The organism is Ruegeria sp. THAF33 (assembly GCF_009363615.1).
In the GTDB taxonomy this organism is placed as follows: domain Bacteria; phylum Pseudomonadota; class Alphaproteobacteria; order Rhodobacterales; family Rhodobacteraceae; genus Ruegeria.
On record NZ_CP045384.1, the window covers coordinates 3,138,399 to 3,164,715 of the forward strand.

Consider the following 26,317-nt stretch of genomic DNA (forward strand, 5'->3'; position numbering starts at 1 on the left):
CGCAAATCCCCTTGAGGCTCAAGGCGCTCCCCGCTAATCACGACGCTCAAAGGAGCACGCCCCATGTCGATGAACAGTTTTGGCCATCTATTCCGCGTCACCACCTGGGGTGAAAGCCATGGACCCGCCTTGGGTGCCACCGTTGACGGCTGTCCGCCGGGTGTCACCATCGACGAGACCATGATCCAGCACTGGCTGGACAAGCGCAAACCGGGGCAGAACAAGTTCACCACCCAGCGGCGCGAACCCGATCAGGTGAAAATCCTGTCCGGTGTGTTCGAAGGGCAAACCACCGGAACGCCTGTGCAGCTGATGATCGAGAACACCGATCAGCGCTCGAAAGACTATGGCGATATCATCGACAAGTTCCGTCCGGGGCACGCCGATATCACCTATTGGCAGAAATACGGAATCCGGGATTATCGCGGCGGCGGGCGCAGTTCTGCACGCGAAACAGCCGCGCGTGTGGCTGCGGGTGGATTGGCGCGTGAGGCGATCAAACAGATCGCACCCAACGTGCAGATCACCGGGTACATGACCCAGATTGGGCCGCATAAGATCGAGCGCGACAATTTCGATTGGTCCCAGATCGAACAGAACCCGTTCTGGACACCGGATGCGCAAGCCGCCGAGACGTGGGCCACCTATCTGGACGATCTGCGCAAGTCCGGCAACTCGGTTGGCGCAATTGTCGAAGTTGTGGCGCGCGGCGTGCCCGCAGGGCTTGGCGCGCCGGTTTACGCCAAGTTAGACACTGATCTAGCTGCTGCGATGATGTCGATCAACGCGGTCAAAGGCGTCGAAATCGGCGAAGGCATGGCCGCGGCTGAACTGACGGGCGAGGCCAACGCCGACGAAATATTCATGGGGCAGAACGGTCCTCAATACAGCTCGAACCATGCGGGCGGGATTCTGGGCGGCATCTCAACCGGGCAGGACATCGTCGTGCGCTTTGCGGTCAAGCCGACCTCGTCGATTCTGACCACACGCAAAACCATCACCAAATCAGGCGAAGAGACCGAGATCATCACCAAGGGCCGTCACGACCCTTGTGTTGGTATTCGCGCGGTCCCGGTAGGAGAGGCGATGATGGCCTGCGTGATCCTCGACCACCTGCTGTTGCATCGCGGCCAGATCGGAGAGAACCGTGGACGGATCGGCTGATCTGCGCACCCGCCTGCGGGCTGTGGTCGCACATCGCATGGAAACGGATCCGGCCCATGATTTGGCCCATCTGGATCGTGTTTGGACCAACGCCCGGGCCATCGCTGATGATCAAACCGATATGTCCGTGCTGCTGGCCGCAAGTTATCTGCACGATCTTGTGAATCTGCCCAAGGACGATCCCGACCGGCATCTTGCCTCGCGCAGATCCGCAGCTGAATCAGAGCCTATTCTTAAAGAAATCGGGTTTGAGGCCGATCAGGTCCGTGCGATTCAGCACGCGATCGAAGCCCATAGTTTTTCGGCCGATATCCCCCCTGAAACGATCGAGGCATGCATTCTGCGCGATGCGGACCGCCTTGACGCCCTGGGCGCCATCGGTATCGCCCGCAACTTTTCCGTTTCCGGAGCCTTGGGGCGCACTCTTTATCATCCTGCGGACCCTTTTGCCCAAGCCCGGCCACTGGATGACCTTCATTTCTCGCTCGACCACTGGAAGGTGAAACTGCTGCGCCTGCCAGGTGACATGTTGACCGAGACCGGAAGGCGGATTGCAGAACAACGCACCGCGCGCATGCTCCGCTTTCTTGAAGAATTCGCTGAAGAGATCGGCTGTTCCTTGCCGCAATCCTGGGCGAATTGCTGAATCCACCCGTTGATCTTTGCCCGTCAAAGACGCAGGTTCGCGCCGATGACAAAACCCTTAACTTCGCATCGACCTCTGCTTGCCGTAACGCTGAAGCTGTGCGCCTTGTTCCTGTTCACGTCGATGTCCGCGCTGGTCAAAGCACTTTCAGATGAATTCCCGCCGGGCCAATTGGTGTTTTTTCGGTCCCTGTTCGCAATCCCCGTGATCATTCTTTGGCTCATCGCGCGGGGAGAGTTGTCGAAAGGCTTTGTGGTCAAGAAACCCATAGGCCATTTCTGGCGCGGTGTTCTGGGAACAAGCGCCATGGGTCTTACCTTTACCGGCCTCAGCCTGTTGCCCCTGCCGGAAGTCACTGCCATCGGGTACGCGACACCGATCTTCACCCTGATTCTGGCCGCCGTCATGCTGGGCGAACGGATTCGGCTTATTCGTATCGGCGCCGTGGCTTTGGGTCTGCTGGGCGTCCTGATCATGATCTGGCCACGTCTTGGCACCACCGAGATGGAGGTCGCCGCCACCATCGGCGCGTTATGCGTGCTGGGCGCAACCCTCGCCCGTGCCTTCGTTCAGATCCATATCCGGCAATTGGTCAAGGTCGATCACCCCGCGGCCATCGTGTTCTATTTCTCGATGACCGCGACGCTCCTGTCCGCTCTGACCGCGTTCTGGGGATGGACGATGCCGACAGTAAATCAGGCTCTAATACTGATCATGATGGGCCTGATCGGCGGCGTCGCGCAGATTTTGGTCACATCTTCCTATCGGTTTGGTCAGGCCTCGATGCTGGCACCTTATGACTATGCAACGATGCTTTTTGCGATCGTGATAGGCTATGTCTGGTTCGACGAACTGCCAACGCTTGCAATCCTGATCGGGGCCGCGCTGGTGATTGCAGGCAATGTTGTCGTCATCTGGCGCGAACACCAGTTGGGGCTGGAGCGCGGCAAGGCCCGGTCGGTTACAGACCCCAAAGCATGACTTTACCTTTTGCAATCTTCCCCTAGGTTGGGCCGAACAGTCAAAGAGGTTCCCAAATGAGCGACGCGCAGGATCACAAGGAAAAGATGCAGAAGGTGCAGGCCCAGCACCGCAAGAAAGTGTCCGAGGCCGTGGATCCAGGCCGCGGTCTGGTCCTGATCAATACCGGCAAGGGCAAAGGCAAGTCCTCGGCCGCGTTCGGCGTGGTCATTCGTGCCTTGGGCTGGGGCCAGAAGGTTGCTGTGGTGCAGTTCATCAAGGGCAAATGGAAAACCGGAGAGCGCCGTTTCTTCGAAGAGCGTGATCTGGTGACATGGCATACGATGGGCGAAGGTTTTACCTGGGACACACAGGACCGGGAGCGCGATATTGCAGCTGCCAATGCCGCCTTCGACAAGGCCTGCGCCCTGATGTCCAGCGGCGAATACGATCTGGTTGTGCTGGACGAGATCAACATCGCCCTGCGTTACGAATACCTGTCGGTCGAACAGGTCATCGAAGGTTTGAACGCGCGTTCGGAAAAGACCAGCGTATTCCTGACTGGCCGCGACGCGCCGAACGGGCTGCGTGACTATGCTGATCTGGTCACGGAAATGACCGAGGAGAAACACCCGTTCCAAGCGGGCATCAAAGCACAGCGCGGCGTGGATTTCTGAAGCAACGTTGCTGCAAGGCTGGCGGTGCATAGCCGCCAGTTCCGGTCATCGCCCTACCGCGTTGACCGATTCTGTCATGTCGCAGGTTCCGGGAAACGCTGGCGTGTTCGGTTGGCGAAAGCCACAAGCGACAGCATTACCGGTACTTCGACCAGGACCCCCACAACCGTCGCCAGCGCCGCGCCGGAATGAAGACCGAACAAGCTGATTGCGACGGCAACGGCCAGCTCGAAGAAATTCGATGTCCCGATCATGGCACAGGGCGCTGCGATCCGGTGGGGGACCTTCAGCGCAAAAGCCGCGCCATAGGCAATGGCAAATATGCCGTAGCTTTGGATCAGAATGGGAACGGCGATCAACACGATGACCGTCGGTTTCGCCAGAATGGTCTGACCTTGCAGGCCGAACAGGATGACCACGGTTGCAATCAATCCCATGACGGACCACGGTTTCACCCGCGAAGAAAAGGCTTCTATCGCCTGTTTAGAGCCTAATCTGCGGCGGGTGATCAACCCGGCGACAAGCGGCAGCACCACATAAAGGACCGTGGCCAAAACCAAAGTCTGCCACGGCACTTCGATGTCGGTGACACCCAGCAAAAAGGCCACGATCGGCGCAAATGCCACGACCATGATCAGATCATTGACGGAAACCTGAACCAGCGTGTACGTCGCGTCGCCTCTGGTGAGCTGCGACCATACAAACACCATGGCGGTGCAAGGGGCGGCCCCCAGCAGGATCAGACCGGCAGTGTATTGCGCCGCATCTTCGGGCGCGATCCAGGGTGCGAAGACATAGTCGAAAAACAGAACGGCCAGCAGTGCCATTGTGAAAGGCTTTATCAGCCAGTTCACCACCAGCGTCACAATCAGACCACGTGGCTGGCGGGCGACTCCGGCGACTGCGCCGAAATCGACGTTGACCATCATCGGGTAAACCATTGCCCAGATCAGCACTGCCACCACCAGGTTGACGCTGGCGATTTCGGCGCTTGCCACCAACTGCACCAGCCCCGGCGCGGCCAGCCCGATCAGGACGCCACCGATCATCGCAAGTGCAACCCAGATCGTGAGATATCGTTCAAAAATGCTCATGATAGCGCCTCAGCCGTTTGATCCGTAAGTTTGCCAGAGGTCAGCGCGGCAAGCCCGACCATCACGGCCGCCGTGCCCAGCACCAGGGGCAGCCCCCCGACCTGATAGGTCAGGCCAGACAAGACGGTGCCGGCCAACCGCCCCGTCGCATTTGCCATGTAGTAAAAGCCGACATCCATCGTCACACGCTCGGACCGGGTGAAGGCAAGAATAAGATAGGAATGCAGCGATGAGTTGACCGCGAAGATCGCACCAAAGACCAAAAGCCCGACGACCAGCGTCAGGGTCAGCCAGGTCTCGGGCCCATTTGACAGCAAAACTGCCAATGTCAGAGCCGCAAGAACGCAGAACAGGATCGCCGCCCAGCTGCGTGCGGCACGGATCAGATCACCTTCGGTTCGATCCGACGCACGAAGAATCCTTGGCGCGTTGGCTTGCACGGCGCCATAGAGGATGATCCACACCGCCATGAATGTTCCGATCATGAAGAACGCGGCCCGATTGCCCTCTTCGGTGCCATCTGAAAGAACAGCATAGAAATAGATCGGGATGCCGACCACGAACCAGACGTCCCGCGCACCGAACAGGAAGACACGCGCCGCGGACAACCAGTTCACATTTGCGGATTTTGAAAAAACCTCAGAGAACTTTGCGCCCTTGCGCCCCTTCGGCAGGCCCGCTGGCATGAACAACATCACCGCGACCAGGATCACCGCCAGAGCGGCGGCCATGGCAAGCACTGCCGGAAGGAAGCCCAGTGTTGCAAGCATGGCGGCACCCAACAGGAATCCCAGCCCTTTGACCGCGTTTTTCGAACCCGTCAGAACCGCAACCCATCGAAACAACGCGCCTCCTTCGGAGGGAGCCAGCAATTTGACCGCCGATTTCGAAGACATTTTGGCCAGATCCTTGGCCACTCCGCTGGCCCCTTGCACGATCATGACAAAAGTGACCGAAGCCGCGACCGTCCAGTTCGGGTCAAGCTGCGTCATGGCAAGCAACGCGACAATCTGCACCCCTAGCCCTGCATAGAGGGTCGAGGTCAACCCGAACCGTGCGGCGATCCAACCGGCGGACAGGTTGGTGACAATCCCGGCGATTTCATAAAGCACAAACAGATAGGCAAGTTGCACCGGCGAGAAGCCCAGGGTGTGAAAGTGCAACAGCACCAACATCCTGAGCGCCCCGTCGGTCAGCATGAAGGCCCAATAGGCAGCCGTGACCGCGATATAGGCCGACAGTCCTTCGGGGCGTTGCGTCACAATGATGCCCCGACCATCAGCGCGACATCCACCAGCCGATGCGCATAGCCCATCTCGTTGTCGTACCACGCATAGATTTTCACCTGCGTCCCGTTCACAACCATGGTCGAGGGCGCATCGACGATCGAAGAGCGTTCGTCATTGGTATAATCGGTGGACACCAGCGGACGCGTCTCATATCCCAAAATGCCCTTCAGTTCGCCCTCGGCTGCAGTTTTGAAGAAGGCGTTGACCTCTTCAACCGTGGTTTCACGCTCAACCTCGAACACGCAATCGGTCAGCGAGGCGTTCAGCAATGGCACCCGAACCGCGTGGCCGTTCAAACGACCTTTGAGTTCCGGATATATCAGAGTGATGGCCGTGGCCGAGCCGGTCGTGGTCGGGATCAGAGAGTTCAGGGCCGAGCGTGCGCGCCTGAGGTCCTTGGCAGGCCGGTCCACGATTGTCTGCGTATTGGTTACGTCGTGAATCGTCGTCATCGATCCATGGCGGATGCCCAGGTTTTCGTGAATGACCTTTACGACAGGCGCAAGACAGTTTGTCGTGCACGAGGCCGCCGTCACGATCCTATGCGCCGCAGGGTCGAAAGTTTCGTCATTTACACCCATGACGATATTGGCCGTCGACCCGTCCTTGACCGGAGCAGAGACAACAACCTTCTTCACCCCAGCGTCAAAATACGGTGCCAGCTTCGCTTCGGTCTTGAACACGCCGGTGCAGTCGATCACCACATCAACACCGTCCAGCGGCAACGCACTCAGGTCTTTTGTGCCAACGAACGGCAGGCGGGTACCGTTGACCGTGATGCTGTCTGCATCATGGTCGAATTCCGCGTCCCAGCGCCCATGCACGGTGTCGAACTCCAGCAGATGCGCATGCATCTCGGGATCACCGACGGCATCGTTGATCCAGGCAATCTTTGCGCCTTTTTCAAGCAAAGGCTTCAGGGCCAGTTTTCCCATACGGCCAAGGCCGTTCAGTGCGTAGGTGGTCATTTCGTTTCCTCGGTAGGCGTGCGCCCGATTTCATCGACGGCGGATTGCAATGCGATCCGGTCAAGGCTTTCGAACGGCAATGACGAAAAGGCCTGAATCCGGCGCTTCAGTGCGCCGTAGGCGGTTTGAAAGGCCAGGCTTTTCTCGGCGTCGGTACCTTCGGCCTTGACCGGATCTTCCACGCCCCAATGGCCACTTATCGGTTGACCCTCCCAAGCCGGGCATTCCTCGTTGGCGGCCTGATTGCAGACAGTAAAGACAAAATCCATGACGGGCGCGTCCGGCGCCGAAAACTCGGACAGATTCTTCGGCCGCAGGACCGAGATATCGTGCCCCTTGTCGCGCAGAACCTGCACAGCAAAGGGATTGAGTTCTGAACTGGGCCGCGTCCCGGCTGAATAAACGTTGAACCGGTCGCCGCCGATCTGTCGCAGCAAGGATTCGGCAAAAATCGAACGGGCTGAGTTGCCGGAGCAAATGAACAGCACATTGAACTTTCGGTTCGTCGCGGTGTCTTTGGGAAAGGGCATGCAGATATCCGGTCGGCCACGGCAGCAATCCACGATCAGGAAATCGAGCATTTGCTGCACAGTTTTCATTTCAATCGAATAGAGCAGAGACGTCCCGGATCGTTCCTGTTTCACCAGCCCCGACCGCTGCAAAGCATTCAGATAGTTCGACATGGTGCTGGGCTTGATATCCAGCTCCGCCGCCAGCTCGCCTGCGGGAACCCTGTCAGGAAACCGTCGCATCAACATGCGAAACACGGTGATGCGCTGCGGGTGGCCAAGGATGGTCAATTGATCGGTTATCTGTTCTATCATATTTCATGAATTATTGAAATATTGCGAATGAGTCAATTTCATTCCGCGTCGTCACAAAAAATTCACGGATCAGAGCGCCAATTTGAAAGATTGGCCGCAGGCTTTCGGTTCACAACTTGAGGCCCGGCCATGCTGAGCAACGCCAAAACGGTTACAACCGGGCTTGCAGGCGCCGAACTGACGGTTTAAACGAAGCTTCGCATCCGGTCATAATGTGTTCGGTATGACCTACGGTGCCGCTGTAGCTCAGCTGGTAGAGCACGTCATTCGTAATGATGGGGTCGGGGGTTCGAGTCCCTTCAGCGGCACCAGATTTCATCGAAATCGTAAGGGAAATACTTCTGCTAAGAAAGCGTTCCCACTATGTTCTTGTGCCGGGATATATTTTACGCGGTTAAAACGGACATCCGCTCGCTCTATAGCGAATGATCGCTTCGAGCCCATAGCAGACAATCTCGGAACGAAATGATATGGTCGCAGAACCAGAGGCGCTCATACATTCAGGAACCGAACTTTACGGAGGTCGGATGAATGATCATGCGTATTTTTCAGGTCGTGACACGGCCGGGCAAAGAGGAAGAGTTCAGCAAGTTCTTCCATGAAACAGCTATCCCCTTGATGAGAGGTACCAAAGGCATCGTTCAAGTGTTTCCTGGTGCCGCACGTGCTGACACACCGCGAGAGTTCAGCTTTGTGATGATTTGGGAAAACCTGGAGTCACTAAAGGCTTTTGTCGGCGATAACTACCAGAGTCCGCATATCGATCCGGCGGAGGCCGAATTGGTCGAGTCGCGTTCTATCAAGCACTACGAACTTGTCCAATAAGGGCCATGGCTTGAATAAAGGGAAACAACTCGGGGGAAATAATGATCAAAGGGAAATGCGGCTGCGGAGCCGTAACGTATAAGATGACTTCGCCACCCATGTTCGTGCATTGCTGCCACTGTCGCGAATGCCAGCGACAAACCGGAGCGGCCTACGTCTTGAACGCAATCATTGAAGCTGATCGCGTGCAGTTTGAGGGGCCAATCACTGAACATGAGCTCTCTACTCCAAGCGGGAAAGGTCAGATCATTACGCGCTGTAGGGATTGTGGCGTCGCCGTTTTTAGCAGCTACATGATCCGCCTTGGCAAGCTAAGGTACGTGCGCGTCGGAACATTGAACAACCCGGATCAATGTCCTCCGGATGTACAGATTTTCACCAACAGCAAGCAGGCCTGGGTGCCACTCAGCAAAGACATTCCTATCTTTGAGGAATTTTACAAATTCGATGAGGTGTGGCCGCCCAATGCGTTGGACCGTTTGGAGATAGCTCTATCCTGACGGGCCAGTCGCTCGGGCCGAATGGCAGCTTTGTCCGGAGAGCGGCCATTGATGCTCTGCGCAGCAAACGACTGCATTGAGCCTAATCTGCCTTATTCTTCGGAACAGCCGAAGTCCGCATGTCTTAGGCGACCATCACGGACCGCGCCTTCGCAATGACCCTAAGCCAACGTGGAATAAACCTCGGCAACTCGCTGAAAGGTCCAAAAGCAGGCGATAGCCGCGCATCCACCGGCTAAGCCCACTCGCAGGGACATCCACAAACTGGAGTTCACGCGCCGACACATTATCAAGGCAGGCCAGAGTGCAAGAATAATGGCAACTTGGCCAAGCTCGACGCCAAGATTGAAGGCAAGCAGGCTTTGCCAGATGTTTGGGGAGGTGACCTGCAAGATCTTGTGCAACACAAAGCTAAACCCGAGCCCATGCAGGAGGCCAATCAGTGTCGTCAGAAGCACCATCGTGACCTCAGAACGCGCGTTGTCCTTGAAACTCATAAACGCTGCTGCGGCTGCAAAAATAATAGAAATCGCGATCCCGGTTTCGACGGCAGGAACAAACCACGCGCCCGATGGCACAAACCCGAAGAACCCCAGAGACAGCGTCACGCTATGTCCAACGGTAAAACCGGTTGCACGCAGCAATAGCGCCCTGAGTGTCTGCGCTCCGATGACCAAACACACAACAAACAAAACATGATCCAACCCTTAGAGGATATGTCGTATGCCTTCCCAGGCGAAACTGAGGAATCCTCCATACCCCTTCTTCTGAACCACCAATGGTTCGGTCATCAGGCCCCGAGATCGGAATATCTGAGGCGTGTCAGACGCGTAGTCGAGAATGAGGTTGGCCGTTTGGTGCTGATCCGGCAAGCCGGGGTCCAGCACGTTAGAAATGCTGTACGATTGGATTGGGCCGTCAGTGTCATAATACAGGACGAGATCGACAATCGTATCACCAACAAAAAGCGGTGGCATTAAGGCCGTTTCGGTGTCCACGGCCTGTTGAGCTTCGGCCAAAGATGCAAATCCGGGCTCATTTCCAACGCGATGCAAGCGAACGGACTTAACTGTTCCTCTCAAGCGCTGATTGTCGACCAACAGATGCAACCCACCTTCCGCGAATTGCCCCAGCCCATTGGGATCGCTCATGACAGCCGGCAAGTCGACGAAGTGGACCACCTGACCGTCGCTCATGGCATTGGTCGTGAATGGTGCAGCTTCCGGCAAGGCATCACCATTCTGATCACCGACCTTGTCTGCAACCAGATAAGGCATGGGCGTGCGCATGTAGACACGCAGACCGTCTTCGGAATGCTCGACATGCGAAATTCGAACGTTGAGGTTAAGCAAAAAATGCGCCGAGGCTGACAGCGTCAGTGACAAAAACACACCCACAAACAGAGCGCCGAAAGCAAAAACCTTTGATCTTAAATACTTATGCATTTGGATCGCGAGCCTCGATTACAGTTAATCCATCCAGCTTCCATTGCCCTGACTCAGGTACGACCTCGGCTAGCACCCGAAACGTAACCGCGCGCATATGAGCGTGTCCCCAATGACCGCCTTGGGCTTTCACTGTCCATTTTGCCAGAGTGCTAAATCCACCCGGTTTGAGGGTCGGGTCAACGCGCTCTAATTTCAGGTCTCTAATATCAGTAACCGTAGCAAGACTGCCTCCTGGCGTTCGGATCACGAGACCACGCTCTACCTCCGTTGCGATGTCGCCCAGAGATGCCGCCGTTACAATGTGGGCCAGCTCTGCCTTTCTTGCTGCCGGCGAAGTTTCCAGGGTCACCGTGTTCAAGTTTTTGACCATCGAGTGCAGTATGTCTTCCGCAACCTGCTGCTCAGGGGGCTCGGGCTTATTCCAAAGTAATTCCGGCAAATATCCCGAAAATACAAACGTTGCCGAAGCAGCGGCAATCATAGTCACGCAACTGGCACGCTTTGCGACTTTGTCCCTGGTTAGCAGGAGAAAACCGAGTGAGACGGCGCTGATAATCCCGGCGATCAACGCCATAGCCGGGTTCTGCCGTTTTTGCTGCTCAAATGGAATCTGAGTAACAGATGCTCTTTGGTATTGGAGCAGGTGGTTCTGCCAGTGAAACTGAGGGTCCGCAGGTGTCACAGCTCCAAAGAATGGCCCAGCGATATCGTTTGAAATGGTTGCAACGCGGGAAATTTCCTCGTCAAACATATCCCATGTGACTGTCACCTGATCGGGAAGCTCTACCGATGAGAAGGACAGGATAGCTCCGATAAACGCATTGTTCACGGACACTTCCTTTCCAGGCTCGACAACCTGATAACCCTGCGATGTCAGCTCCAGGAGCTTTGCTGTAGCGTTCGACGGTTGCACTAATTTGCCATCAATTGTCACCGGGTTACGAGAAGCCAGGAAGGACGCCGCTTGGTTTACGATCATGGCGCTACGCTGTGGCGAAAGTGTTTGACCGACTTCGGTAGTTTCACCAATCCAAGGCGCCAGTTCACGCAAGCGGATCAGCGTCTCATGCCGAACTTCACGAGGTTCGATGTAGAGAAAGGTGGATGTCCCGTCCTGCGCTTTTCGATTTAGGCTTTCAGCAGAAAAACGGCTATCCCACGGATCAGGCCAGTGAATCTTTAACTCTGCCGGCTTTGACAAGAAGCTAAAATCGGTGACCGGAACCTCTCGGTCAAAAACCTGCATCCCGATAGTCGCCAGTGGTTCACCATCCCGCGATGGAGGCACTATAGTCAGCTCGTTGGGGACTGTGTTTTGAAACGCAAAGAACACTTTGACGAACAGAACACGCGGATCTTTTGGCGGGCTGGGAACAACTTGACCCGAGAATGGATTCCGCTGACCTGCAAGTGGCGAGGCCCGGTCGATGCGTGTTCGGTATTCTAAATTTCTGATTTCAGCGTTTAGGGGCTGATTGTCCCTTCCAACAATCGATAACGCCCGACTTTCGGCTTGGGCAAAACCTTGTTTGGTCTCTTGTTTAGCCTCCGGCTCACCCTCGACGAAATCCGATGACCAACCGATTGGCAACATATCAGTAAACAACGGAATATCTTCGACATAGATCTCAAGGTCGACGTAGACCCCATCGTCTTTGATATGAAGGACAGCGATGTTGGGGGCGACTTCTGATCCGTTAGTCAGAACGACATCCGCCGAAACGGCGCGCGCACCTGAGGCCATCAGGCTCAGCATCAGAAATAGTCGGCACAGATACTGCCAAATTGGAATTTTGTTCACCCCTGAACTTTATTTTTCCGGCATTGGCGGTGGCGTGTAACCATCCCATTTGCCCGCTTTGACTTTGTCGGACGGCTCTTTTTCTTTTGAACGCGGGGCATTGATATACTCGTCGCTCACAGCTGGTGGCAGTGCATAGTCATCAACACTCGCTTCCCGAACAACGATCTGGTCCTTGGTGACGTTGATCACCTGAAGATCTCGCGCGAGTGTGAGCGGTCCATCGTAAGTCGAACGGACACCTTCCAAAATCGCCTGATAATTCTCGGGTGAAAGAACAGAGTGATACCCCAGCGCCATACGCGGTTCGACCGCAGACATCACTTTGCCAAAGGCCGCAGGTTCGGTATGAACGCGCGTGGCTACATAGGTCGCCTGTTTCATGTCCCAGCCAAAATATGGGGCCAAAGCGTCAGGTGGCAGAAAAGCCTCGTGAGAAGCGATATCCGCCCCTTTGGCATATTCTACGTACCATTTGTTTGGGTAAGTATCTCCGCCAAAGACGTATTTCAGTCCATTCCATTCCAGAGAATAACTCACCGAGCCATCTAAGCTGTGGATAGCAGGCCAGGAACGGATAGTTACGTCGTTCTCCTGATAAACGATCTCGTTTTCCTGCATGTAATCGAATTCGGTAACTTCAAGCTTGGCACCATCATCCGGCAGCGCCCCCGTACGTGTGGCCAGATCCCAAGCATAGGCTTTTGACATTCCTTCTACATAGGCTTTGGTGCCCAGTTCATCCTCTGATCCGGACGGGCCGAAGACGCGGAGCGGAGTATATCTGCCCGAAAGCCAACCCCCAACATGAAGACCCATGAAGTCTCCAACGTGGTCTACATGCAAATGACTGAAAAAGACCTTATCGACCTTCGCAAAATCCGGTCTCAATGAAAACAAGTTTCCAGTTGCACCCGTGCCCACGTCAAACAGGAAAACGTCTCCATTTCCTAGTTCAACATAAAATGAAATCGAAACGGCAGCTTTGGTTTGGTTGGGCATCCCCGTCCCCAATGCAGTGATACGCATCTCATCCGCGCCAAGGATTTCAGTGTTGGGAAAGTATGACGCGGGATAAACACCATTTTCAATTGCAGAAGCAGTTCGACCAGTCGGCAGCGCGTTTTGCGCTGAAGCGGTGCCAGCCAACGACAAACCCAATGCCAATAGTGCGCCAGTCGTGGAATTCATAATGCTATTCATTGATCCCCCCCTTTTCTGCATGTTGCTTAGGAGAGCACGATGTCGTGAACTCCCAGTCAACCATAGACTTCTCTACGGTAAGTCCATAGACTGCTCTATGTCAAACAAAGAATGCTGTAATCTGAATGTCAGAAACTATCACCCGAGCCTCACCCAAAAACGCCGCGACCAAAGAAGACTGGATATTGCTGGCTTACAAAGTCCTGAACGAGGGCGGCGTTTCCGCGATAAAAGTCGTACCAATGGCAAAGCGACTGAACCTGACAAGCGGTAGCTTTTATTGGCATTTCAAAAACGTCCGTGAGCTTTTGGATGAGGTTCTCAGATATTGGGAGCAGGAACTGACTGACAAAGTGATCGCACAGGCAAAGACATTTGGCGGCCCCCCGGAAGACCGAATTCTTCTTCTTATGAAAAAGGTCATTGAAGAGGACGCCGCATTGCCTGATCACGCTGTCTCAGTCTGGGCGAATACCGATGAGAAGGTGAAAGAATCGTATCAAAGAACCATCGGCAAACGCTTCCAATTTGCCGCCTGGATGTTTGAACAGGCCGGTTTCTCGAATGAGGAAGCGAAAGCGCGTGGAAGACTCATGGTCACGTCGCTAATGGGAGACTCTTCGACTGGTCTGAAGGCGCAAGGCGATTGGGAAAAGGTCATCGAACGGGAACACGCAATTCTTATTGGAAAGTAGAAAAAAGTCAGGATACTAGCCGGAATAGAATGCTTGCTGGAAACGGAACACTAGTTTTACCAGCCTCATGACCCATTGGATTAAGCTATGCGGCGTGATTCACGGTTCGAAAACGAGCGATTAACATGTCTGATCACTTCTGACTAACGGACACGCAGATGGCGCGTCTTGAGCCTTTCTTCCCGCAGTCCCACGGGAAACCTCGCGTCGATGACAAGCGTGTTTTGAGTGGGATTATATTCATTAATCGTAACGGGTTAAGATGGCGTGATGCACCCAAGGAATTCGAGCCACACAAGACCTTGTACAACTGTTGGAAGCGGTGGAGTGATAAGGGCATCTTCGCGGAAATGATGATGGGCCTGTCCGCCGATCACGGCGAAGAAAAGACCGTGGTGATTGATGCGACCTATCTGAAGGCGCACCGCATGGCATCCAGCCTCGGGGTCAAAAAAGGGGGCGATGACGACTGATACACTGCCTGGCAGGCGCATCTACAGGATGCTGCCGAGAGGGGACGCACCAAAGGCGGCATGAACACGAAGCTAGATGCCATCTGTGACAGCCAGGGGCACCCGTTGAACTTCTTTATGACCGCCGGTCAGGTCAGTGATGATACCGGTGCAAAGGCCCTGCTAAACGGTCTGCCGGACGTGGATTGGCTGCCTGGAGATCGTGGATATGATGCCGATTGGTTCAGAGAAGCGTTACAAGACAAAGGGATAAAGGCCTGCACACCTGGTCGAAGACAGCGAAAGAAGCCCGTCCGATACGACAAGCGACGCTACAAACGTCGCACCCGTATTGAGATCATGTTCGGCAGGTTGAAAGATTGGCGGTGAGTTGCAACACAATACGCCCGCTGCCCGAAGGCTTTCCTGTAAACAATCGCACTCGCGGCTATCGTCATATACTGCTTATGAGCCCTGAGCCTAGCGCTTGTAATTCCAACTCTCGAACCTTGCTAAGTTCCACTTCGCGCAACTTACGTGCCGTTGCTTTGTGCTAAACACCTCCAAGGCTTCTGGTGATGTTTCGACCAAAAAGTTTGCCCATCTCTGGATCAGTGGTGCCCATTAAAATTTGGGCGTAGACATCCTAACCCGCCAAGCCGTACCGGGTCCGCTTGGTTGCTCAAGGTTCCTATCATTGCTCATGGCCTGCTTTTCGTGTTTAAAATTCGTCGTGTAAGTCCACCACCGCCCGTGACACCACGCACGCCAAATGATCACTAAAATAAAGACTTACAAAAACTGGCGACCCCGGCAGGATTCGAACCTGCAACCTGCCCCTTAGGAGGGGGCTGCTCTATCCAGTTGAGCCACGGGGCCGCGCCCCGCCTTCTGTAACCGGGAATTTCCGTGTTGTCATCGCCTTTGCACAATTGTTGTACACACCGACCTGTTCGCGCTAGCATCGGACAAAACAACTACGCAGGTGCCTCCCGTGAACAGTGAAACCAAACGCCCGCTTACCCTTCGTGATGTGTCCGAGGCTTCCGGTGTCTCAGAGATGACGGTGAGCCGGGTTCTGCGTAACAGGGGGGATGTGTCCGACGCCACCCGCACCCGCGTTCTGGCCGCCGCAAAAGAGCTGGGATATGTCCCCAACAAGATCGCGGGCGCGCTGGCATCCAGCCGGGTCAACCTGGTCGCGGTAATCATCCCCTCGCTTTCGAACATGGTGTTTCCCGAGGTGATGACCGGCATCAATCAGGTGCTGGAAGATACCGAACTGCAACCCGTGGTTGGCGTGACGGATTATCTGCCCGAGAAAGAGGAAAAAGTGCTGTACGAGATGCTCTCGTGGCGACCCTCGGGCGTGATCATTGCCGGGCTGGAACACACTGACGCGGCCCGCGCCATGCTGGATTCGGCGGGCATTCCGGTGGTCGAGATCATGGATACCGACGGCAAACCTGTCGACGCGATGGTGGGCATCTCGCATCGCCGCGCCGGGCGCGAGATGGCGCAGGCGATTCTGAAGGCCGGGTATCAACATATCGGCTTCATGGGCACCAAGATGCCATTGGATCACCGTGCCCGAAAACGCTTTGAAGGGTTTACCGAAGTGCTAGGCAAACACGGGATCGAGATTGAAGATCGCGAGTTCTATTCCGGTGGCTCTGCCCTGGCCAAGGGGCGCGAGATGACACAGGCCATGCTTGATCGGTCGCCTGATCTGGATTTCCTGTATTATTCCAACGATATGATTGGCGCCGGTGGTCTGTTGTACCTGCTGGAGCAAGGCGTGGATATCCCGGGGCAGATCGGTCTGGCCGGGTTCAACAACGTGGAACTTTTGCAGGGTCTTCCGCGCAAATTGGCGACGATGGATGCCTGTCGTCTGGACATAGGACGTCAGGCCGCACAGATCATCGCTGAACGCCTGAAGGACCCGGATTCCGAAATCGAGACACGGGTCACGCTGACCCCCAAGATCAGCTATGGCGATACCCTGAAACGACGATGAATGCGCCCCTGAAGCGGCTCGACAACTGGACGGCCCGCGCCATTTTTCTGGATCGCCATGCTTTGGCCGAACAACCCGCGGGCGCGGCCAAGGGCGCCGGGCTTCTGGACCTTGTCCAGCGGTTGGGATTCGTGCAGCTTGACAGCATCAACACGGTTGCCCGCGCTCATGACATGATCCTGTTTTCCCGACGGCCTGCGTATCGAAGCGCCAACCTGAAAAGGCTCTATGAAAGGGAAAAAGCGCTGTTCGAACACTGGACACATGATGCGGCCGTGATCCCGATGTCGTTCTATCCGCACTGGCATCTGCGCTTTCAGCGTGATGCGGATCTGTTGAAGGCCCGTTGGAAGAACTGGCGGCGGGATGGGTTCGAGCAACAGTTCGAGACTGTCTTGCAACACATCCGCGACCACGGGCCCGTGTGTTCGTCAGACGTTGGCAGGGATGAAAAGAAAGGCTCGGGCGGTTGGTGGAACTGGCACCCGTCAAAAACCGCATTGGAGTTTCTGTGGCGTTCCGGGGCCCTGACCGTCGTGGGCCGCGATGGGTTTCAGAAACGTTATGATCTGACCGAACGTGTGATCGAAACCCACCTGTGCCCCGGGAACATGGCCTGTGATGCGACGGCGACCGTGGATTGGCTGTGCAACGCAGCGCTGGACCGGTTGGGGTTTGCCACGTCCGGAGAGCTGGCCGCGTTCTGGGGCACGGTTACCGCCGCCGAAGCCAAAGACTGGTGTGCCACGGCGTTGGCTCAAGGAAATATCGAAGAGATCGAGGCCACTTGCGCCGATGGACGCCTGCGCAAAACCTTTGCCCGCCCTGATTTGATGGATCGGGCAACCGACTTGCCGCAACCGCCCGGTCGGATTCGCGTGCTCAGCCCGTTTGATCCCATGCTTCGGGACAGAAACCGGGCCGAGCGGCTGTTTGGCTTTCACTATCGTATCGAAGTTTTCGTGCCCGAAGCCAAGCGCACATATGGGTATTACGTCTTCCCCTTGCTTGAAGGCGATCGATTGATCGGCCGGATCGACATGAAGGCGCATCGCGATCGCGACCTGCTGCATGTCAAAGCGCTCTGGCCCGAACGCGGGGTGCGCTGGTCTGACGCCCGCAGCCGTCGCCTGAACGCCGAACTGGACCGGGTGCGCCGACTGGCAGGCGTCACCCAGGTGGAATTTGCAAGGGGCTGGCTGAAAGACCCTAAATAGGGCCTATTCCGCGTCCGTCAGGGTCAGTTTGATCGGTTCCAGCCCGTCAATCTCTCCTGTTATGATGTCGCCGGCCACAACCGGGCCTACGCCGGCCGGTGTACCTGTCAGGATCAGATCGCCGGGGCGCAGATGGTAGAAACCGGACAGATGGCTGACGATTTCATCGATCTTCCAGATGAGCTCTTCCAGGGTAGCGTCCTGACGTAGTTCGCCGTTCACGCTCAGCCGGATATGTTTGCCATCGTCCGGCGACCAGTCCACGGCAGGGGTCAGCGGCGCGAAGACTGCTCCGTTTTCGACGTCTTTACCCAGATCCCAAGGCCGCTGTTTGTCCCGCTCGAGGAGTTGCAGATCGCGGCGTGTCATGTCGAGCGCGCAGCCATAGGCATAAACCGCATCCCAAGCCTGCGCACTCGAGGCACGAAACACCGGTTTTCCGATTGCCAGCGCCAGCTCCATTTCGTGATGGTAATTCTTCGTCCCCGCCGGGTACGGAACCGTCGCGCCGGACAGGATTGCGTTTGGCGCGGATTTGGTGAAATAGAAGGGCGCATCGCGATCCACCTCATTCCCCATCTCTGCTGCATGCGCGGCATAGTTTCGCCCGACGCAGAAAATGCGCCCGACAGGGTACCCGGCCGTCTCGCCAACGACAGGAATGGTTATGGGATCGGGAAGGGAAAACAGGCTGTTTGACATCGTGGTTCCTGAATTTTTCATCGCTGCCATCTTACGCCTGCCAGAGCTGCCAGCAAGCCGGGAATGCACGCTGGATTTCGCCAATATCCAAGAGTTGTTTCAGCGCGAACCTGCTCAATTCTGACCTGAACGCCCAGTGCCGTTCCAATGCTGTTTCACATCCGTCTTTATTGATGCACCGGAACTTGGGCAGATCGGAATTTAACTTGGCTCTGGCGCAAGTCGGGCTAAGTCTTGAATAGGAATTTCGGGGCGCATCCAGCTTGAGGGGTGCGATGGCAGCAAATCACCGCGCATGCGGAAACTCTCGGCCGGAATGACGCCAAGTCATCCCTTGCGGGCCAGGTTTCCCTTCGGCATTTGCCCAAGACTGTTTCGGAGAGCATAGGTGCACGGCCTTTCCCCCAAAGGCCAAAAGGCCCTAATCAGAGCCACATTTCCGGCTCGCCATATACTCCGATGCGCAGGCCGGACCGTCAGGCAAGGCGTGACGCAACCGGCCTCAGGCCAGGCCAAACCCAAATCCAAGTCTGGCCACCCCGTCGGAGATCGCCCCTAAAATCTCCGGCGGGGTCCTTGCAAATGACACCCATGTTCTGCCCCCGGCATCAGGTATCCAGGTCGTTCAAATCGTTCAGAAGATCCAGCAACAATTCGTGTTTTTCCGGCCCCAGGCGGGAACGAATGCGTTCCGCCTGCGCCATGCTGGCGGGCTGATTGGCGTGAATGATCTGAACGCCACGCTCGCCGATCTCGACAATCTGGCGACGCCGGTCAGCCGGGTGGCATCGTCGGGAGATCAGGCCGCGATGCTCCAGTTTTTGCAGTATCCGTGTCAGGCTTGGCAACAACAGACAGGCGCGTTCGGCAATATGCGTCGGTTCCTGCGGGCCTTCTTCGTTCAACACGCGCAACACGCGCCACTGCTGTTCGGTGACACCGGCGTCGGCCAGCATTGCTCGGATGGGTCCCATAACCTTTTCCCGCGCCCGCAAAAGCGCAATGGGCAAAGATCGCGACGTCAGTGGGAGGTCGTCGGTCATGCCAAAATTATCGCCGAAATCCGTGATTTACGCAAGGGAACCCTCGGTCTTCGGTTTGAAGCACAAGAACCGCCGGGACGCCGCCGCCCTTGCGTGACGCGCCTTTGCCGCCGTCAATCCGATGACGCCAAATTGCATTAAAACTGGACAATTTCGCGCCACGTAAGAAGATGTGGAAACGGCCGCTTTCGCGACCACTTGGCGCCGAAGGTTTTGCAACAAAGGAAACAGTATGGCTGCGCAGCAGAACGCGTTCAAACAGGCTCTAAAAAAGGGAAAAATGCAGATCGGGTGCTGGATGAGCTTTGCGGAGCCTATAGCGGCCGAGATGATGGGAACCGCCGGTTTTGATTGGCTGGTAATCGATGGAGAGCATGCCGCAAACGATATCCGGTCGATCCGGGACCAGCTTCTGGCGCTTGCGGCAAGCGACTCTCATGCGGTTGTGCGGGTTCCCGTGGGTGAGACCTGGCTGATCAAGATGGTTCTGGATGCGGGTGCTCAGACCATTCTGGTTCCGATCGTGGAAAGCGCCGAGCAGGCGCAAGAGCTGGTTCGGGCCTGCCGTTATCCCCCTGCCGGTGTCCGCGGTGTGGGCGCGATGGCATCGCGGGCGACGATGTACGGATCGGTCGGAGATTATATTCAGACCGCAGATCAGGAGATTTGCCTGTTGTTGCAGGTGGAAACCCGCGCCGGAATTGCTGCTCTGGACGACATTTTGGATGTTGAAGGCGTCGATGGCGTATTCATTGGCCCTGCCGATCTGTCGACCGATATGGGCCATCAGGGCAACAGCGCGGCACCCGAGGTGCGGGCGGTTATCCGGGATGCACTGACCCGGATCAAGGCCGCAGGCAAAGCGCCGGGCATTCTGGCCACAAATGACGAGGCCCGTCAGGCATATCTGGATATGGGCGCACAGTTCTTGGCGGTTGGCATTGATGTGATGCTGCTGACGCAAACGGCACGTGATCTCGCCGCACGATGGAAAGCCAACTAACCGCTCAACGGACCATGGCCGCTGCGGCCTGGGCGTAGCCGCCCGAGGCACCGTCAACGAAATGCACATGATCGTCCCGTGTGGCCGACGGGACGAAACAGGTCATCATCGCCTCGTCCTGCACGTGCAGACCGTATCGGATTTTGCCGCGCCCGCGTGCTTCTTTCAGCAAGTGTTCGATCTGTCGCAAAGTGGCCGGGTCACAATCCAACGTCATCTTCAGGCCGTCATCGAACTTGCGGAAATCGGCATTGCTGCTGACCATCGTCCTGTAATGTTCGGGTTCAAACTGCCCCAGCTTCTTGCTTGTTTTGAACAATATCGCGATCAGCAGGTTCTGAAACAGAAGAACGAGCTTGTGCAGAAACAAATTCCGCCCGTTGCGCGAAACATGCGCGTCAATGTCGAGGCCGGGGGGCGGCCAACTCATGGGCGGACCATTCATCGGCACCGGATGACCTGCGCGCTCCAGCTCTTCTGACGCGGACAGAACCGATTGCGCAAGGTCGGCAAAGTCGCGTTCAGTTGCCGACGCAGTGGGTTCAACGACCAGTGACACGATCTGACCGTGCCGCGCCGGGCTGTTGGACCATCTGCATGACAGGCCTGTCAGGTCCGGTTGCGCACCCGGTTCGGCAGGCGCGATCACATGATGACCCGCTTTCATTTCTGCCTCGGCCCAGGCCAAGCCTCCGCCTGAGAACATGGCATAATCCACCCCGGAAGAGGGCGCAAAACGAGCGACGCGCAAGTCCCTGCCTGCTTTTCGGATATCCGCCACCGACACCAGCGCCGCACGCAACGGCATGGAAAACTCTTCTTCCGCCCAGCGCCGCATGGCTGACAGAGTATCCCGCGCTGCTTCAACTTCGCTGGGGGGGATCGCAAACGCCGCCCCGTCGCCGCCAAAGACATAGGGAAACAACTTGCCGTCCATCGCGTTTATCATCGCCGAGATAACAGCAGCCCCCACGGTGTTGACGGTTTTGTATCGTCCCCGCGCGATCTCGCCGGTTGAATCGACAATGTCGGCGACCCCCAGAAACCAGTCGTCGGGCATCGGCGAAAACTGTGCCGGGTCCGCCAGACGGGTGAAATCCCTCAGCAGGGGCAGGTTTTCGTAAAATGCGGAATGGAGGTCTTTCATTTTCCCCCTCGAAATCAAACTTCTGGCAATGATAGCCGGAATGCGGCCCGAGTCCTCGTTTTGAAACATAGTACACATGCTTGTGCGTTGCATCATTGCGTGCCAAGCATTCCTTTCGGATGAGCGGAAAAGAGGCGGGATATGCAGGCGGGTTTGGTGGTTTTGTGCCTGGGCTATGTGCTCAGCCAGTTTTTCCGTGCATTTCTGGCTGTGCTCAGCCTGGATCTTGAACGCGATATCGGTGCTACACCCGAAGATCTGGCCTTTGCATCCGGCCTTTGGTTTCTGGTGTTCGCTGCTATGCAAATCCCGGTCGGCTGGGCGCTGGACAAGGTTGGGCCCAGGCTGACCGCAGCCGCGCTTCTTCTGGTTGGCGGTGCAGGAGGATCCGCAATTTTTGCGGTCGCGACCTCACCGTTGCATGTCAGCATTGCCATGGGCCTGATCGGGGTTGGGTGCTCTCCGGTTCTGATGGCTTCTTACTTCATCTTTGCCCGCGAATACCCGCCCGCGAAATTCGCGACACTGGCCGCCGTCATGCTGGGTGTTGGGTCAGTGGGCAATCTCGTGGCCTCTTATCCGACTGCGCTTGCTGTCGAATGGATGGGATGGCGCGCCACTATGGTTGGGCTGGCCGTGATATCTGCTGCGATTGCTTTGGGTATTTGGCTGAGCCTGCGCGATCCAGCGAAGGTTGATACGGAACACAAGGGTTCACTTCTGGACCTGCTGAAAGAGCCTGCACTGTGGCTGATCATGCCTTTGATGCTGGTGGCCTATGCGCCCTCTGCCGCGCTGCGCGGGCTATGGGCCGGGCCGTATCTGAACGATGTCTTCGGGCTCAGCACCACCCAGATTGGCACCGCGACACTGGTCATGGGGTCTGCGATGATTGTCGGCACCTTTGTCTACGGACCGCTGGATCGCGTCTTCGGCACTCGGAAATGGGTTATCTTCACGGGCAACGCGCTGGGTGTCGTGGCACTGACCCTGCTTTGCGTTTGGATCGACCACGCCACATGGCTGTCCGTTCTGCTGTTGGCCATCATAGGGTTCACCGGGGCCAGTTTTCCGGTCATCATGGCCCATGGTCGGGCCTTCGTTCCCCCCAATCTGGTGGGCCGAGGCGTAACCCTGTTGAACCTTTTCGGAATCGGAGGGGTCGGCATCGCCCAATTCGTCACCGGGCGCATTCATGCCGCCACTACCCAGGCCGGAACGACCGCGCCCTACACCGCGATTTTCGGGTTTTTTGCCGTAACCCTTGCCTTCGGTTGCGTGATATATCTATTCAGCCGGGATAATGTGGATTGAAGCAATTGCGGAGCAAGCCGTGCAGGAAATCGAGGTTATAGCGCCGAACCTGAAACACAGCCTCTCCGGCGTCACCACAACCGTCATCCGCCTGCTGCCGATCCAGAAGCATATGATCGGGATCGTTGCCACGGGACCCGGCCTGCCGGATGATCTGCCTCATATCCGGTTAATCAAAATTCCGTTCCTTTCGAACAGAACGCTTCGGGTGTGGCATGCACGGCGCAACACCGAGATGCTGATGGGTTTGTTTCTGAAACATGTGCTGCGACGCAATCTGAAACTTCTGTTCACCTCGGCTGCGCAACGAAATCATTCGGGGTTCACTAAATGGCTGATTTCGAAAATGGATGCGCTGATCGCCACAACGCCGCAAGCGGCGTCGTTTCTGGAACATCCCGCAACCGTCATCATGCACGGTGTGAACACCGAACTGTTTCACCCGGCCGAGGACAAAACCGCCCTGCGGCAGAAACTGGGGCTGCCAGAAGGGACCTTGATCGGGTGTTTCGGGCGCATTCGACCTCAGAAAGGTGTCGATCTTCTGGTGGATGCGGCGATCGAGGTTCTGCCGAACCATCCCGACGCCAGCATCGTGTTCACCGGGCGCGCCACCAAAGAATTTGAAGCGTTCCAACAGGAACAGGAGGCCAAGCTCAAAGCTGCCGGGCTGTCGGAACGGGTGCACTTCCTGGGCGAGCGTCCCTGGGAGGAAATCGTTGAAACCTACCGCGCTCTGGACCTGTTCGTGGCCCCGGCCCGTCACGAAGGGTTCGGCCTTACACCGCTTGAGGCGATGGCCTCCGGCGTGCCTGCAATCGCCTGCCACGGGGTCGGAGCCTTCAGCGCCCAGATCGAGGACGGGAAAACCGGCCGCTTGATCGAAAAGGACAACGCCGGGGCGCTGGCCGAAGCACTGGAACAGATGTTGAGCGATCCGGACAAGCTGGTGCAATCCGGTCAGGCCGCAAGACAGCGTGTCGAGCAGCATTTTCGAATCGAAGGTGAGGCCGAGGCCATCGTGCAGGTCTATCGGTCTTTGCTGAACACGGGTGAAAACGCGCATTCGGGTTAAAATCGACGTCAATTCGGCCAAATCACCCGTGATAGCCCTTTTTTCTTTGCTGCAACGCGGCTATGAACGCGCGTCCTTAACTTTGGAGACATGAAATGGGCTATCGCGTCGTTGTCGCCGGCGCCACGGGTAACGTGGGCCGCGAAATGCTGAACATTCTGGCGGAACGCCAGTTCCCCGTCGACGAACTTGCCGTGCTGGCAAGCCGTCGTTCGCTGGGTACGGAAGTAAGCTTTGGCGACAAGACACTGACCACCCAGGACATCGACACCTTCGATTTCACCGGCTGGGACATGGCCCTGTTTGCCATCGGCTCGGACGCAACCAAGACCTATGCCCCCAAAGCGGCTGCGGCTGGCTGTGTGGTGATCGACAACTCGTCGCTGTATCGCTATGACCCCGACATCCCTCTAATCGTGCCGGAATGTAATCCGCAGGCGATCCACGACTACAAGAACAAGAACATCATCGCCAACCCGAACTGTTCGACCGCGCAGATGGTGGTGGCACTTAAGCCGCTGCATGATCGCGCCAAGATCAAGCGCGTCGTGGTGTCGACCTATCAGTCGGTGTCGGGCGCGGGCAAGGAAGGCATGGATGAACTTTGGGATCAGACCAAGGCGGTTTACAACCCCACCACGGACGTGCCGCCGAAGAAATTCCAGAAGCAGATCGCCTTCAACGTCATCCCTCAGATCGACGTCTTCATGGATGACGGCTCGACCAAGGAAGAATGGAAGATGGTTGTCGAGACCAAGAAGATCGTCGACCCGTCGATCAAGGTCACCGCGACCTGTGTCCGCGTGCCGGTTTTCGTCGGCCATTCCGAGGCTGTGAACATCGAGTTCGAGGAATTCCTGGACGAAGACGAAGCCCGCGACATCCTGCGCGAAGCACCTGGCATCATGGTGATCGACAAGCGCGAAGCGGGTGGCTACGTCTCGCCGGTCGAATGCGCGGGTGATTTCGCCACGTTCATCAGCCGTATCCGCCAGGATTCGACCATTGAGAACGGTCTGAACCTGTGGTGCGTCAGCGACAACCTGCGCAAGGGCGCCGCCCTGAACGCGGTGCAGATCGCGGAACTTCTGGGCCGCGAGGTTCTGAAAAAGGGCTGACATCCCGATTTTCGTCAAAGCTTGAAAACCAGGAAACCCGCTGATTGTTCAGCGGGTTTTTTTGTTTTCCAATAGCCGGTTTACAGACGACGTGACGGTCGGTCAGGTTGCTGATGCCAACGGAAATACTGCATGGTAGGTGTCAAAGATGGGCCGGCCATCATCAAGCAAGCACGATCCAATACCCTACGCCCTTGCCGGGGCGGGAGTGTTCTTTGCATCCATCTGTTTTGGCTTTGTACCCTATTTCAGCCGAGGTCTCACTGACCAGGGACTCGCGCCCTACGCAGTTGCGTTTTATCGGTACATTTTGACGGCGATCCTATTGTTGCCCACCCTTTTTAAGCATCGTTCAAACCGGCGGGAATTAGTCTGGGGTATGGCTGCGGGGGCAGTCATGGGGCTTGGGTGGGTCGGATATGTTACCGCACTTGAAACAGTGCCGGCATCAACGGTGGGTGTTCTTTACATGACCTACCCGGTGTTTACGATCATCATCGCTTGGGCGATATTCGCCGATCCGCCGACGCGGCGCAGCCTTGTTGCGGCCGGTTTGATTGTTCTTGCGGCAGGCATTGCAGGGTCTCCGGCATCCGTACCGATTGACCAAATTCCAACGTTGCTTGTCTCTTTGGCTGCACCTTTCGGATTTGGCTTCGGCATATGCGTGCTTGTACACCGTCTTTCGCGAATTGCTCCTTTGGCCAGGATAGCGTCGGTTTCGTTGGGATCGGTCGTCGGGCTAACCCCTTTGATTATCTCTTCGGAAATTGACGAAGTCCTGCCAGCAGGCGGCAGTGACTGGTTTCTGATCGTCGGGATCGGTCTTATGACGGCACTGGTTCCCCAGCTGATTTACACCGTCTGTTCCCCTGTCATCGGGGCATCGCGCACGGCCGTTATCGGCAGCATTGAACTGCCGACAATGTTTGCCGTGGGCGTTTTTGCTTTCGGTGAAACAATCACAGGTGCGCAAGCAGTGGCCTGTGCCTTGGTTTTGAGCGCCATCGCACTTGCACAAAGTCGCGCAACACGAACCGTTACCACCGTGATCAGCAGTCAACGTCACAGGTGAGTCCGCGCCCGAGGTGGCCCGTCAATGCGCTCAGCAGAACCGGCTCGGATCACCTCT

The 26,317-nt window shown here is 56.5% G+C and carries 25 protein-coding genes, 2 tRNA genes and 1 pseudogene; 16 read left to right on the forward strand and 12 right to left on the reverse strand.

The features are described 5' to 3' along the window. Window positions 1-63: 63 nt before the first annotated feature. From aroC to cobO, 4 genes are read left to right on the forward strand one after another with little or no spacing between them, the layout of a single operon-like run. Complete coding sequence (aroC, locus tag FIU92_RS15745) at window positions 64-1,164, forward strand: chorismate synthase (protein ID WP_152459517.1); 1,101 nt, start codon at window positions 64-66, stop codon at window positions 1,162-1,164. Next, window positions 1,148-1,810 (forward strand): HD domain-containing protein, encoded by a 663-nt coding sequence (locus FIU92_RS15750; RefSeq protein WP_152459518.1) that lies wholly within the window; start codon window positions 1,148-1,150, stop codon window positions 1,808-1,810. Before aroC ends, FIU92_RS15750 begins: the two co-directional genes overlap by 17 nt. 45 nt (window positions 1,811-1,855) lie before the next feature. After that, window positions 1,856-2,791, forward strand: coding sequence for a DMT family transporter (locus FIU92_RS15755; protein ID WP_152459519.1), 936 nt, complete (start codon window positions 1,856-1,858; stop codon window positions 2,789-2,791). Window positions 2,792-2,847: 56 nt separating this feature from the next. Beyond that, window positions 2,848-3,447 carry a cob(I)yrinic acid a,c-diamide adenosyltransferase gene (gene cobO / locus FIU92_RS15760; protein WP_152459520.1) on the forward strand — a complete coding sequence of 200 codons (600 nt, stop codon included), beginning with the start codon at window positions 2,848-2,850 and terminating at the stop codon, window positions 3,445-3,447. Between the two features lie 74 nt (window positions 3,448-3,521). On the opposite strand, the gene arsB is transcribed toward cobO, so the two are convergent. The 4 genes from arsB to FIU92_RS15780 are packed head-to-tail and all read right to left on the reverse strand — an operon-like array spanning window position 3,522 to window position 7,622. Next, entirely contained in the window at window positions 3,522-4,541 is a 1,020-nt protein-coding gene (gene arsB, locus FIU92_RS15765) for an ACR3 family arsenite efflux transporter (protein WP_152459521.1), read from the reverse strand. Next, window positions 4,538-5,803, reverse strand: coding sequence for an organoarsenical effux MFS transporter ArsJ (gene arsJ / locus FIU92_RS15770; RefSeq protein ID WP_152459522.1), 1,266 nt, complete (start codon window positions 5,801-5,803; stop codon window positions 4,538-4,540). Before arsJ ends, arsB begins: the two co-directional genes overlap by 4 nt. Further along, complete coding sequence (locus FIU92_RS15775) at window positions 5,800-6,798, reverse strand: ArsJ-associated glyceraldehyde-3-phosphate dehydrogenase (protein WP_152459523.1); 999 nt, start codon at window positions 6,796-6,798, stop codon at window positions 5,800-5,802. Before FIU92_RS15775 ends, arsJ begins: the two co-directional genes overlap by 4 nt. Then, on the reverse strand, window positions 6,795-7,622 hold the full coding sequence (locus FIU92_RS15780; protein ID WP_152459524.1) for a helix-turn-helix domain-containing protein: 828 nt from the start codon (window positions 7,620-7,622) through the stop codon (window positions 6,795-6,797). Before FIU92_RS15780 ends, FIU92_RS15775 begins: the two co-directional genes overlap by 4 nt. A 235-nt stretch (window positions 7,623-7,857) precedes the next feature. Here FIU92_RS15780 and FIU92_RS15785 point away from each other — a divergent pair. The 3 genes from FIU92_RS15785 to FIU92_RS15795 all read left to right on the forward strand — a co-directional run bounded on the left by FIU92_RS15785 (window position 7,858) and on the right by FIU92_RS15795 (window position 8,947). Continuing rightward, window positions 7,858-7,933: transfer RNA gene (locus tag FIU92_RS15785), tRNA-Thr, on the forward strand. A 220-nt stretch (window positions 7,934-8,153) separates the two neighbouring features. After that, window positions 8,154-8,447: a putative quinol monooxygenase gene (locus FIU92_RS15790; protein ID WP_152456701.1), complete on the forward strand. Its 294-nt coding sequence runs from the start codon at window positions 8,154-8,156 to the stop codon at window positions 8,445-8,447. Between the two features lie 158 nt (window positions 8,448-8,605). Then, window positions 8,606-8,947 (forward strand): GFA family protein, encoded by a 342-nt coding sequence (locus tag FIU92_RS15795; RefSeq protein ID WP_253285270.1) that lies wholly within the window; start codon window positions 8,606-8,608, stop codon window positions 8,945-8,947. A gap of 161 nt (window positions 8,948-9,108) precedes the next feature. Here FIU92_RS15795 and FIU92_RS15800 read toward each other — a convergent pair whose 3' ends face one another. The 4 genes from FIU92_RS15800 to gntH are packed head-to-tail and all read right to left on the reverse strand — an operon-like array spanning window position 9,109 to window position 13,399. Beyond that, complete coding sequence (locus tag FIU92_RS15800) at window positions 9,109-9,651, reverse strand: HupE/UreJ family protein (RefSeq protein WP_152459526.1); 543 nt, start codon at window positions 9,649-9,651, stop codon at window positions 9,109-9,111. Window positions 9,652-9,654: 3 nt separating this feature from the next. Beyond that, entirely contained in the window at window positions 9,655-10,332 is a 678-nt protein-coding gene (locus FIU92_RS15805) for a hypothetical protein (protein WP_152459527.1), read from the reverse strand. Between the two features lie 52 nt (window positions 10,333-10,384). Continuing rightward, complete coding sequence (locus FIU92_RS15810; protein WP_152459528.1) at window positions 10,385-12,196, reverse strand: hypothetical protein; 1,812 nt, start codon at window positions 12,194-12,196, stop codon at window positions 10,385-10,387. 9 nt (window positions 12,197-12,205) lie between these two features. After that, window positions 12,206-13,399 (reverse strand): guanitoxin biosynthesis MBL fold metallo-hydrolase GntH, encoded by a 1,194-nt coding sequence (gene gntH, locus FIU92_RS15815; protein WP_172978510.1) that lies wholly within the window; start codon window positions 13,397-13,399, stop codon window positions 12,206-12,208. A 125-nt stretch (window positions 13,400-13,524) separates the two neighbouring features. Between gntH and FIU92_RS15820 the strand changes: the two genes are divergently transcribed. After that, window positions 13,525-14,094 carry a TetR/AcrR family transcriptional regulator gene (locus FIU92_RS15820; protein WP_152459530.1) on the forward strand — a complete coding sequence of 190 codons (570 nt, stop codon included), beginning with the start codon at window positions 13,525-13,527 and terminating at the stop codon, window positions 14,092-14,094. Between the two features lie 158 nt (window positions 14,095-14,252). Further along, a pseudogene (locus FIU92_RS15825) lies at window positions 14,253-14,978 on the forward strand (IS5 family transposase). A gap of 370 nt (window positions 14,979-15,348) precedes the next feature. On the opposite strand, the gene FIU92_RS15830 reads toward FIU92_RS15825, so the two are convergent. Continuing rightward, a tRNA-Arg gene (locus FIU92_RS15830) sits at window positions 15,349-15,425 on the reverse strand. A gap of 115 nt (window positions 15,426-15,540) precedes the next feature. Here FIU92_RS15830 and FIU92_RS15835 point away from each other — a divergent pair. After that, on the forward strand, window positions 15,541-16,566 hold the full coding sequence (locus FIU92_RS15835; protein ID WP_152459531.1) for a LacI family DNA-binding transcriptional regulator: 1,026 nt from the start codon (window positions 15,541-15,543) through the stop codon (window positions 16,564-16,566). Continuing rightward, window positions 16,563-17,783, forward strand: a complete 1,221-nt coding sequence (locus FIU92_RS15840; RefSeq protein WP_152459532.1) for a winged helix-turn-helix domain-containing protein — start codon at window positions 16,563-16,565, stop codon at window positions 17,781-17,783. Before FIU92_RS15835 ends, FIU92_RS15840 begins: the two co-directional genes overlap by 4 nt. Window positions 17,784-17,786: 3 nt before the next feature. Here the strand turns inward: FIU92_RS15840 and FIU92_RS15845 are convergent, their stop codons facing one another. Together FIU92_RS15845 and hpaR are read right to left on the reverse strand one after the other, a co-directional pair. Then, window positions 17,787-18,485: a fumarylacetoacetate hydrolase family protein gene (locus FIU92_RS15845; RefSeq protein WP_152459533.1), complete on the reverse strand. Its 699-nt coding sequence runs from the start codon at window positions 18,483-18,485 to the stop codon at window positions 17,787-17,789. A gap of 608 nt (window positions 18,486-19,093) precedes the next feature. Beyond that, entirely contained in the window at window positions 19,094-19,528 is a 435-nt protein-coding gene (gene hpaR / locus FIU92_RS15850) for a homoprotocatechuate degradation operon regulator HpaR (protein WP_152459534.1), read from the reverse strand. Window positions 19,529-19,760: 232 nt separating this feature from the next. Here hpaR and FIU92_RS15855 point away from each other — a divergent pair, with 232 nt between their 5' ends. Next, complete coding sequence (locus FIU92_RS15855) at window positions 19,761-20,531, forward strand: HpcH/HpaI aldolase/citrate lyase family protein (RefSeq protein WP_152459535.1); 771 nt, start codon at window positions 19,761-19,763, stop codon at window positions 20,529-20,531. A 4-nt stretch (window positions 20,532-20,535) separates the two neighbouring features. Here the strand turns inward: FIU92_RS15855 and FIU92_RS15860 are convergent, their stop codons facing one another. Further along, window positions 20,536-21,678: a DUF3095 domain-containing protein gene (locus FIU92_RS15860; protein WP_152459536.1), complete on the reverse strand. Its 1,143-nt coding sequence runs from the start codon at window positions 21,676-21,678 to the stop codon at window positions 20,536-20,538. A gap of 141 nt (window positions 21,679-21,819) precedes the next feature. Between FIU92_RS15860 and FIU92_RS15865 the strand changes: the two genes are divergently transcribed. The 4 genes from FIU92_RS15865 (at window position 21,820) to FIU92_RS15880 (ending at window position 26,260) form a co-directional block, all read left to right on the forward strand. Continuing rightward, window positions 21,820-22,992 (forward strand): MFS transporter, encoded by a 1,173-nt coding sequence (locus tag FIU92_RS15865; protein WP_152459537.1) that lies wholly within the window; start codon window positions 21,820-21,822, stop codon window positions 22,990-22,992. Continuing rightward, on the forward strand, window positions 22,982-24,067 hold the full coding sequence (locus FIU92_RS15870) for a glycosyltransferase family 4 protein (protein WP_172978511.1): 1,086 nt from the start codon (window positions 22,982-22,984) through the stop codon (window positions 24,065-24,067). The genes FIU92_RS15865 and FIU92_RS15870 overlap by 11 nt, the downstream gene beginning before the upstream one ends. 95 nt (window positions 24,068-24,162) lie before the next feature. Continuing rightward, window positions 24,163-25,185, forward strand: a complete 1,023-nt coding sequence (locus tag FIU92_RS15875) for an aspartate-semialdehyde dehydrogenase (RefSeq protein WP_152459539.1) — start codon at window positions 24,163-24,165, stop codon at window positions 25,183-25,185. Window positions 25,186-25,333: 148 nt separating this feature from the next. Then, on the forward strand, window positions 25,334-26,260 hold the full coding sequence (locus tag FIU92_RS15880; RefSeq protein WP_152459540.1) for a DMT family transporter: 927 nt from the start codon (window positions 25,334-25,336) through the stop codon (window positions 26,258-26,260). Window positions 26,261-26,317 lie beyond the last annotated feature (57 nt).

Bases quoted from the DNA above. Each gene is read 5' to 3' on its own strand.
- aroC (WP_152459517.1), top strand. From the start codon at position 64: ATGTCGATGAACAGTTTTGGCCATCTATTCCGCGTCACCACCTGGGGT.
- FIU92_RS15755 (WP_152459519.1), top strand. From the start codon at position 1,856: ATGACAAAACCCTTAACTTCGCATCGACCTCTGCTTGCCGTAACGCTG.
- cobO (WP_152459520.1), top strand. From the start codon at position 2,848: ATGAGCGACGCGCAGGATCACAAGGAAAAGATGCAGAAGGTGCAGGCC.
- arsB (WP_152459521.1), bottom strand. From the start codon at position 4,541: ATGAGCATTTTTGAACGATATCTCACGATCTGGGTTGCACTTGCGATG.
- FIU92_RS15775 (WP_152459523.1), bottom strand. From the start codon at position 6,798: ATGACCACCTACGCACTGAACGGCCTTGGCCGTATGGGAAAACTGGCC.
- FIU92_RS15780 (WP_152459524.1), bottom strand. From the start codon at position 7,622: ATGATAGAACAGATAACCGATCAATTGACCATCCTTGGCCACCCGCAG.
- FIU92_RS15790 (WP_152456701.1), top strand. From the start codon at position 8,154: ATGATCATGCGTATTTTTCAGGTCGTGACACGGCCGGGCAAAGAGGAA.
- gntH (WP_172978510.1), bottom strand. From the start codon at position 13,399: ATGAATAGCATTATGAATTCCACGACTGGCGCACTATTGGCATTGGGT.
- FIU92_RS15820 (WP_152459530.1), top strand. From the start codon at position 13,525: ATGTCAGAAACTATCACCCGAGCCTCACCCAAAAACGCCGCGACCAAA.
- FIU92_RS15840 (WP_152459532.1), top strand. From the start codon at position 16,563: ATGAATGCGCCCCTGAAGCGGCTCGACAACTGGACGGCCCGCGCCATT.
- FIU92_RS15845 (WP_152459533.1), bottom strand. From the start codon at position 18,485: ATGTCAAACAGCCTGTTTTCCCTTCCCGATCCCATAACCATTCCTGTC.
- hpaR (WP_152459534.1), bottom strand. From the start codon at position 19,528: ATGACCGACGACCTCCCACTGACGTCGCGATCTTTGCCCATTGCGCTT.
- FIU92_RS15855 (WP_152459535.1), top strand. From the start codon at position 19,761: ATGGCTGCGCAGCAGAACGCGTTCAAACAGGCTCTAAAAAAGGGAAAA.
- FIU92_RS15860 (WP_152459536.1), bottom strand. From the start codon at position 21,678: ATGAAAGACCTCCATTCCGCATTTTACGAAAACCTGCCCCTGCTGAGG.
- FIU92_RS15865 (WP_152459537.1), top strand. From the start codon at position 21,820: ATGCAGGCGGGTTTGGTGGTTTTGTGCCTGGGCTATGTGCTCAGCCAG.
- FIU92_RS15870 (WP_172978511.1), top strand. From the start codon at position 22,982: ATGTGGATTGAAGCAATTGCGGAGCAAGCCGTGCAGGAAATCGAGGTT.
- FIU92_RS15875 (WP_152459539.1), top strand. From the start codon at position 24,163: ATGGGCTATCGCGTCGTTGTCGCCGGCGCCACGGGTAACGTGGGCCGC.
- FIU92_RS15880 (WP_152459540.1), top strand. From the start codon at position 25,334: ATGGGCCGGCCATCATCAAGCAAGCACGATCCAATACCCTACGCCCTT.